At 43.6% G+C, this 2,274-nt stretch carries 1 protein-coding gene; it reads left to right on the plus strand.

The features are described from left to right. The coding region (locus AC1DRQ_RS30790; RefSeq protein WP_477429830.1) for a hypothetical protein at positions 1–2,136 on the plus strand (2,136 nt) is incomplete at its 5' end. Positions 2,137–2,274 lie beyond the last annotated feature (138 nt).

Consider the following 2,274-nt stretch of genomic DNA (forward strand, 5'->3'; position numbering starts at 1 on the left):
TTAAAACTCAAATCGATGAGCATTATAGCTAAAATAGAAGAAGTTAACTGGGTAAGCTCCTACCCCGACCAAAATGGAGGTGAAATAGACAGTGCCGACGTGTTGGTATCAATAATTGATACCGATACCGGCCAATACACCAATGGGAACAACTGTATAGTAACTTATCAGGTAAATGAAAATGGTATAATAAATACCAATACGGTAATAGTTCCGGGTCAATCCGTAAAAATTGACAGTGGTGTATTAAGAGAAAGCCATTATAATGAACATGGCGAGCAAACATTCAGCAGCTATAAAATATACTCCATACTCTCTTTACAGGCTGGAAGCGGTCCGCCGCCTAATAACCCGGGGGTATGTGATCTGAAGATAAATTTTGTACATATTGATAAGCCGGAATCAGCGATAGGCGCTGCCGACGCGCAGATCACTATAAATGCGACATCAAGTTATGGCCCTATTCAGTACAGTAATGATTTTGGCGCCACCTGGCAGCTATCGCCAATATTTACCGGCTTAAACGGTGGCCTGGTGCAGCCATTGGTTAAGGATAGCAATCCCTTAGGCTGTACGGACCAAACTTCGATTAATGTACCTGTAATTTCAAATCTGCTCGTTGCCGATCCCTCGGTAACACTCACCGGCGACAATGTATCCCGCTGGAACGCGGCTTTTAATCCTATTGTGTTCACTTACCAGCACAAAGATTTTGGCGTCATCAGTATAACAGTGGATAACGAAAAAGGATATGCCAAAGTAGTTGTCAACACCTCGCTTATTGATCCGGGCACTGCCAAATACCTCGTTAAACAGGGCGATAAAGTATACCTAAATGCAGCGCCCTATCAGGGCATTTATGAAGTTGATAAAGCAGGCAATAACAACGAAATAACTATAAAAGCCTCTTTTATCAGCGCTGCCAGCGGATACATCAACATGAATAGCTTACGCCCATATTATAATGTAATTACGCGTATAACCTATTTTGATAAGCTTACGGGACTTCAAAACACCATTCAATCAGTCAACCGGCCTAATAACGAGGGAATAATAAAGGCCGACCTCTCCAACTTTTTGCAAAGTTTATTGTGCCCCAATGATAACAGTGATTACACCCTGGCTAATTTCAGGGATGATAACCTGAGTGCCAGCTATCAGATAGCATATGCCGAGCACTATGATAATAACACAGCAGATGGTTATACATCTGCCTTTACAACCCTTCCTAACCCCTACTATGTAGTTTATGCCGCCAAACAATTAGGTGAACGTTATGGGGGCAACCTGGCTGCTTATGTTCCTTTCAGGCAGGTGTCTGATACTACCCAGCTTGCCCGCTGGGTTACTGACTTTGCCGAACCCGCCTACTCTATAGATTATCCTTTTGACATTGGCTTTATTTACAGCGATGATCTGCTCGGCGTTCAGTTATATTGCGACCTTATTCTGCTTGATATTAACCGGAATCCGCTTGCCGGCGGCCCGCAAACCAGCTACCTGCTTAACGAGGATAGCTCATGGCTGCTGAACCAGGATGGGGGTAAATTTATTATTGCTAACCAAACCCAGGCAATCACGCCTTTACCGGCGCAGTTGGGCTTAAACCGTTTGCGCATAAATGGCAGCTTTCCGCGCGAGGCTTTTTACCTGAATATCGTCCTCAAATATGATGAGGGGGAGACCGCGCATGCCGTAACGCAAACTCAAACCATCAGGATTGACGATGCAATTGACGACAACTCCGTTTACCTGCGCTGGATAGGCCTGAGCGGTTCCTGGAACTATTACCGCTTTGTTTTTAACCAGGAAGTTAGCCTTGATGTACAAAATGCTGTGATCATTAAAAATTTTGTAAGCGACTGGGAGAACCAGGAAGGTATTGAGCAAGTGATCAGCAAAACGGCAGGGCAAAAAATGAAGGTAATGGCCGAGGATCTTTCAGTAAATGATATCAAAGGACTRCAATCCATTAAATACTCGCCAAAGGTGCAAATGCTGGTGAATAAAAACCCGGTAAAATGGCAAACCATTGTGATCAATACTGCCACCTACAGCGAGTACGAAACCCGCAATGGCCAGGCCCCATTTAGCGTAACGTTCAATATGCCATCCATCAATATACAAACACAGTAAGGGTCTTGATTTCGGATTTGGGATGTTCGATTTCGGATTTACCTGAACTTGAATGCTCTAATTAAAGATTACACAGAATTCCAAAATCTCATAAACCTTCAGATCAAAATAAATCCGAAATCGAACATCCCAAATCCC

This window comes from Mucilaginibacter sp. P4_E8 (assembly GCF_056401495.1).